The sequence below is a fragment of the Wolbachia endosymbiont of Drosophila leontia genome, assembly GCF_028981785.1.
GTDB classification, from domain to species: domain Bacteria; phylum Pseudomonadota; class Alphaproteobacteria; order Rickettsiales; family Anaplasmataceae; genus Wolbachia; species Wolbachia pipientis.
In genome coordinates this window covers 1-6,577 of sequence record NZ_JAPQLK010000180.1, presented here as the reverse complement: position 1 = coordinate 6,577, position 6,577 = coordinate 1, and the positions used below count along the sequence as shown (strand labels likewise).

7 protein-coding genes are annotated in these 6,577 nt (G+C 36.4%); 4 read left to right on the top strand and 3 right to left on the bottom strand.

Translation table 11 applies throughout. The features are described from left to right. Window positions 1-261: 261 nt before the first annotated feature. The gene (gene fumC / locus OZD63_RS05980; protein WP_274979615.1) at window positions 262-1,656 is read left to right on the top strand and encodes a class II fumarate hydratase; all 1,395 of its coding nucleotides are present in this window, start codon (window positions 262-264) and stop codon (window positions 1,654-1,656) included. 194 nt (window positions 1,657-1,850) lie between these two features. On the opposite strand, the gene grxD is transcribed toward fumC, so the two are convergent. Then, window positions 1,851-2,174 carry a Grx4 family monothiol glutaredoxin gene (gene grxD, locus OZD63_RS05975; RefSeq protein WP_274979616.1) on the bottom strand — a complete coding sequence of 108 codons (324 nt, stop codon included), beginning with the start codon at window positions 2,172-2,174 and terminating at the stop codon, window positions 1,851-1,853. A 15-nt stretch (window positions 2,175-2,189) separates the two neighbouring features. Continuing rightward, entirely contained in the window at window positions 2,190-2,408 is a 219-nt protein-coding gene (locus OZD63_RS05970; protein WP_006280012.1) for a BolA/IbaG family iron-sulfur metabolism protein, read from the bottom strand. A gap of 129 nt (window positions 2,409-2,537) precedes the next feature. Between OZD63_RS05970 and OZD63_RS05965 the strand changes: the two genes are divergently transcribed. Continuing rightward, on the top strand, window positions 2,538-3,446 hold the full coding sequence (locus OZD63_RS05965; RefSeq protein WP_275008371.1) for a P44/Msp2 family outer membrane protein: 909 nt from the start codon (window positions 2,538-2,540) through the stop codon (window positions 3,444-3,446). 14 nt (window positions 3,447-3,460) lie between these two features. Here OZD63_RS05965 and OZD63_RS05960 read toward each other — a convergent pair whose 3' ends face one another. Continuing rightward, on the bottom strand, window positions 3,461-4,783 hold the full coding sequence (locus tag OZD63_RS05960) for a malic enzyme-like NAD(P)-binding protein (RefSeq protein WP_275008373.1): 1,323 nt from the start codon (window positions 4,781-4,783) through the stop codon (window positions 3,461-3,463). A 134-nt stretch (window positions 4,784-4,917) separates the two neighbouring features. Between OZD63_RS05960 and pgsA the strand changes: the two genes are divergently transcribed. Further along, window positions 4,918-5,460, top strand: coding sequence for a CDP-diacylglycerol--glycerol-3-phosphate 3-phosphatidyltransferase (gene pgsA / locus OZD63_RS05955; RefSeq protein WP_275008370.1), 543 nt, complete (start codon window positions 4,918-4,920; stop codon window positions 5,458-5,460). A 111-nt stretch (window positions 5,461-5,571) separates the two neighbouring features. Next, complete coding sequence (locus OZD63_RS05950; RefSeq protein ID WP_274979621.1) at window positions 5,572-6,513, top strand: hypothetical protein; 942 nt, start codon at window positions 5,572-5,574, stop codon at window positions 6,511-6,513. The last annotated feature ends 64 nt before the right edge of the window (window positions 6,514-6,577 follow it).

Sequence of the window (6,577 nt, the reverse complement as noted above, 5' to 3'; positions counted from 1 at the left end):
GTCAGTAGCCACCAGATTTTTTCAGTTCCTATGCAACAAAGCCATCCCAGTGTCAAGCACTGGGATGACATCATAGGGGCGCTGGGATGACACCCTCCTGCTAGACAATGTTCGTACAGTTGTACATCTACCATGCAAGTTACCTGAAAATTGCAATGTTCGTACACTTGACTACTTGGATCTAGTATGATTTAATTAACCAAGAAGTAGGCATGAAAAAATTATGTAGTGAACCAGTTTGCATAACACCAGGAGGAAAATATGGATAGAAGGACGAGAATAGAATCAGACAGCTTAGGGGAAGTAAAAGTACCAAGTGAACATTACTGGGGAGCGCAGACTCAGCGTTCTTTAGAAAATTTTAAGATTGGCACAGAAAAAATGCCAGAGCCTCTGATTAAAGCATTAGCAATAGTAAAACTTGCAGCAGCACATGTTAACATGAAGCAGGGTAGCATAGATAATAAGGTAGGGGACGCAATCTGCGCAGCCGCAAAGGAAGTAATAGATGGCAAATTTAATAATGAATTTCCGCTTGTTGTTTGGCAAACCGGATCCGGAACGCAGACTAATATGAATATGAATGAAGTGATCAGCAATCGCGCAATAGAGATTTTAGGTGGTAATTTGGGTAGTAAATCTCCGATACATCCAAATGATCATGTGAATTATGGTCAGTCGTCAAATGACACCTTTCCAACAGCAATGCATATAGCAGCAGCAGACCAGATAAACCGCTTGCTTATTCCAAATCTTGAAAAATTGCATAAGGTCCTGGATAATAAGGTTCAGGAATTTAAAGATATAATAAAAGTAGGACGTACTCATCTGCAAGATGCAACGCCCCTAACACTAGGACAGGAGTTCTCTGGCTATGCAGTCCAGATTAAAAAGGGGATAGAGAGAGTAAAATCAACTTTAAGTGATATATATGAGCTTGCACAAGGTGGCACTGCAGTTGGCACGGGACTCAATACTAAAAAGGGTTTTGCTGAAGATTTTTCAAGCCAAGTTGCAGAAATTACTAACCTTCCATTTACTTCAGCAGGCAATAAATTTGAAGCGCTAGCGGCAAATGATGCTTTAGTTGAGCTCAGTGGAACACTCAATACAGTAGCAGTCAGTTTAATGAAAATTGCAAATGATATAAGGTTGCTTGGTTCTGGTCCAAGATGCGGAATTGGGGAAATAATGTTACCGGAAAATGAGCCTGGTTCTTCAATTATGCCAGGTAAAGTGAATCCAACCCAGTGTGAAGCGGTGACTATGGTATGCACTCAAGTTATGGGAAATCATGTTGCTGTAACCATTAGTGGTTCAAACGGTCATTTTGAATTGAATGTGTTTAAGCCAGTGATAATTTACAATGTTTTGCAGTCTATAAGACTTTTAGCTGACGCAAGTTTAAGTTTTACAGAAAAATGTGTAGTTGGTATTAAAGCAAATGAAGAGAGGATAAAAGATTTACTGAATCAGTCGTTGATGTTGGTCACTATATTAAATACGCATATAGGGTACGACAATGCAGCAAAAATAGCGAAGCTTGCTTATAAAGAAAATATCACTCTAAAAGAAGCAGCAGCAAAACTTCAACTGCTCACTGAGGAAGAGTTCGAAAGGATAGTGAAACCAGAAGAAATGGTAAATTATTTGTAACCGCTCACACTTAATTCTTCAATCTCACTAATAGAAAGGCCAGTAAACTTGACAATAGTGTTAACATCAACATTATTATCTTGCTTTGTCTACCTTATTTTGCCGCTCCCCTGAACGGATACGGTTTAAGACATAAGATCCTTTTTCATAGCTATACTACGTTATCCAGCGTCTGGGCACTGGTTTCTTGGTACTTATTCCGCAATAATTTTTCTTTCCTTCAATAAACTTTGCAGTTCGCCTTTTTCGTACATCTCGCGAGTGATGTCGCAACCACCAATAAACTCTTCCTTTATATATAATTGTGGAATTGTTGGCCAATCAGAAAACTTTTTTATAGATTCACGTATTTCATCATTCTCCAACACGTTAATATACTTAAACTTCACGTTCAATTTTTTTAGGATTGACACGACGAGTCCAGAGAATCCGCATTGAGGAAAATCAGAAGTGCCTTTCATATACAATACCACATCATTTTCTGTTATATCTTTTTTTATTTGTTCAAAATTGCTCATAAATTCACCTTATTTTTAAGTATTAGTTTCCAGTTGCAAGGCGTGTATAGACTGACCTTCCAGAGCTTTATATACCATTTTATGCTGTTCTATTTTTGTCTTTCCAAGAAAACACTTGGAGTTTATTTTTAAATGATAATGGTCATCATCTCCAGCAAGATCATGAATCTTTATATCAGCGTCGGGGAACGATTGTTTGATGATCCTCTCTAATTCGTGAATTGCAATAGTCATTGATTTGCTTTAAATTACAATACTTTCATTATAAATCTAAAACGATTGAGCGCAATAAAAAGTTGCTATCATAAAAAATAGAAGCATACTATAATAATGGAATGACAAATTATGCAGGGAGGCTTTGTGGTGGGCGAAAGATTTAAATTCACATATCTATTGGTTTTGCTAACTTTTTCATTTAGGTGCTTATCTTACGATGGTAAAATAAATAACTTAGAGGATGTTTACATCAAAGCTAACTATTTTGGAGCATTCTTCAATGCAATAGGTTCTCTAGAAGGAAAAGAAGATGCAGGTGACAATATAACAGAGGGGGTTTTTAGTTTTAATAAGAAGGAGCGAATTGAAGCTGGATACAGTCCTAAATATGTTCCAGGTTTTGCCGGTAGTGCTGCAATAGGATATTTATTCAAAAATATGAGAGTTGAGTTTGAAGGCTTATATTCTCAGACTAACTTATATGATGAAGATTATTCAGATAAGAAAAAAGCAAGATATATTGAACTTCGTCGTCACAATGATGCGTCTACTGGAGCGGAATGCAATTCACCTTGGAGAAGTGGAAAGGTTGATATTCACATTCAAGAAAATTGTAGTGTTGAAGCAGAGTTCAGAGCTGCATTTAAGATGAAAAATGAAGGTTTTAATAACTTAGCTGGAATGGTCAATGTATATCGTGATTTTAATATAGCAAAAATGCCATTCACCCCATATGTTGGTATTGGTGCAGGTGTAACTAGGGTTAAATTTCTAGGAAAAACCAGATATGCCTTGGCTTACCAAGCAAAACTTGGTATCAATCACCAACTTACAGCACAAACTCAAGCATTTGCTGGTTTACGCTATTTTGGTATCCTTGATAACCAATTTAAAGATATTGTACCAGGAATAAAGATACTAGCTGGTGAAGGATATACTCCTGCCGGTGGAGGAAGTAAAGTTGATGAAACTGCACGTGTTGAATCAACAACTGCAACCATTACCAATAGGTTTGGCATATATGGCTTAGAGTTTGGATTGGTTTATCACTTTTAACTTTATCCAATAAATTACATATGTGAAGATAGTAAATTCAGCGTGCTGAGAACATTAGAAAGACGAGATTTTAATTGATTTTCATATTTACTCCAATCTTGTATTGCCTTTCTTGCAACACCTGAATCAATTGCAGCTTTTGCAACAGCAGGAGATACTATAGAAATTAATCTTGGGTCAAATGGAATAGGTATTATATATTCACGTCCGTAGCTCATTTTACGACCGCCATAGACTGCAGATATCTCACCTGGTACTGGCTCACGGGCAAGCTTTGCTATTGCATCTGCAGCTGCAATTTTCATTTCATCATTTATTGTTGCTGCATGTACATCAAGCGCCCCTCTAAATATGTAAGGAAAACCCATTACGTTGTTGACTTGGTTGTTGTAATCTGACCTACCAGTTGCAATTATTGCATCTGGCCTTACAGATTTTGCAAACTCAGGCCTTACTTCTGGATCGGGATTGGCAAGAGCAAAAATAATCGGGTCTTTGCCCATACTCTTTAACATCTCTTCATTTAACACATCTTTTGCAGACAGTCCGATGAATACATCAGCGCCTTTTATTGTATCAAGTAGAGAACGTTCGGAAGTATCAATTGCATACTTTTCCTTCCACTCATTCATGTCCTCGTTTCTACCTTTGTATATTACTCCCTGCTTATCGCACAGCACTATATTTTTAGCGCCCATGGACTTTATTATTTCTAAACATGCAATACCGGCTGCTCCAGCTCCATTCATAATGATCTTAACGTCCTCTAATTTCTTTCCGACAATATCAAGAGCATTTTCTATGCCAGCTGCAACAACCACCGCAGTTCCATGCTGGTCGTCATGGAACACTGGAATATCCATCAGTTCATTCAGGCGTTTCTCTATTATAAAACAATCGGGAGATCTTATATCTTCTAAATTTATTCCTCCCCAACTTGGTCCAAGATATCTTACTGCATTGATGAAATCTTCTATATTTTCTGTATCAACTTCTATATCTACTGCATCAATATCAGCAAAACGCTTAAATAAAACAGCTTTGCCTTCCATGACCGGTTTTGAAGCAAGAGGACCAATATTACCAAGTCCAAGCACTGCAGTACCATTTGAAATGACAGCAACACAGTTGCTTTTTGCCGTATAATCATAAACAACCTCAGGATTTTTAGCTATTTCAAGACACGGAGCTGCAACGCCAGGGGAATAAGCAAGTGACAAATCATACTGGGTAGATAAAGGTTTTGTTGGCATGATTGAAATTTTACCAGGTTTACCACCTCTACTGTGATACTTAAGTGCCTCTTGTTTTGTGGTACTATCCAAATCATCGTTCATCATTACATCCTTATATTTTAAGCTTGTATTTTTTAAGTATATGGAGTTTTTATGAATGTTCAATTGTAAACTATTAACTTGTGAACTCTGGTGTACTTCTGTATAAGTTTACCTACTACGTAGAATGGTATTACATGCTTAAGAAAAACGTGCCTAATTTGCTTACAATTTCTCGTGCACTTGCAATACCAGCCATAATATTAAGTTTTTATATAGAAAATAAATACGCAAGCCTGATAACAATATCAATCTTTATGTTTGCATGCATTACGGATTTTTTTGATGGTTACCTGGCGCGTGCGTGGAAAGTCCAATCAAAGTTTGGCAAGCTATTTGATCCAATTGCTGATAAATTAATAGTGGTTTCAACGATAATTATGCTAATTTATAAGCAAAAGATAAATGATTTTACAATAGTACCGTCGATTATCATCATCTGTCGGGAGATATTAGTTTCGGGTTTACGGGAGTTTCTGATAGCTACAAATGTTAATCTACCTGTAAGCAAAGCTGGAAAAATTAAAACGTTTCTACAGATGGTTGCTGTAGTAGCGCTAATAATGAACGATTATTATATGATTCAATATACAGGTGCGATTTGTTTATGGGTTGCAGCTATTATAACTATGTGGTCAGGCTATAATTATATCCTAGCCGGCATCAAACAGATTGATTAAATCTCCTAGGAAATAGTTAATAGACAGGAGTAGTTAATATCTTAGTGATATTGACTCAGAAAGCAAAAAGGTGTATAATTGTATTAACTTACAACTAATTAGGTTAATATTATGAAAATACCTAGTGGCAAATTTTCTTCTACCAAAAAGGTTCCAGGAAAGAATAAGAAAAAAAGAGATTTTGAACCATTAGAAGAGTTTTTTTGGGATTTTTGGCCAACAGTTGATAAAGAAGTCAAAAGAGAAAGGCTAGAACAAGAACTATTAACACTAAAAAAAAGAGAACTATATAGACAATGTGCATCATTGGTAACAGTGGTTCCATTTGCATTATTTATGGCTATTGAACTGGAAAAAATATGTAGCGATCAGGTATTACTTGGCGTGATAAGTGGCGCGCTAAGCCACACTATGTTACCTTTCATGGTCCTATCTCTTATTTGTACGCTATATTTAATTTACAATAATAGGAAAATAGCACAAAAAGAACGAGAGTTGAAGAATATTGAAAATGGAGAGGAAGTAAAGGAAAAAGAGCACAATATTTCTGATATAGGTCAGTGTTTGATCTATATTGAGGCTATAACAACTGCACTGGTTATTGTAGGTATGATAATGGGTGAAACATCTTCACTTGAAGCATCGGAGAATGCAATTTTATTTCTTGCCAATGCAATTGCCTTTCTTGCAACTCTTGTTTCTTATATTGATAAGCATGAAAAAAATAAGAAAAAGGAAACAGAAAAGTTTGATCTTGATGAGAAATCTAGCAAGAAAACTAGCAATATGTCTGTAGCCGGATTGGCGCTTGCTGGTTCTTCTGTATTTTTAATAAGAAGGATAATGTTAATAGCATTAGCATCGTCCTTAAATCCTGCTGTTGGACCTACTTTAGGCTTGATAGGTATTGCACTTTTTATGGTTGTACAGGTATTAACTATACATTCCTACAGCAAGACGCTGAAAGATCCAAAAGTGGAAGGACGAGGTGAATCAAGAAATGCAGGTAGTTCTGATCGTAGTTATAGAGAAGAAGGACCGGCTATTGCCTAAGAACCTGTTAAGGATCTCGAAAATATGAGGTAAAATAAGCATAGTTAAGAAAGAGGTATATCTA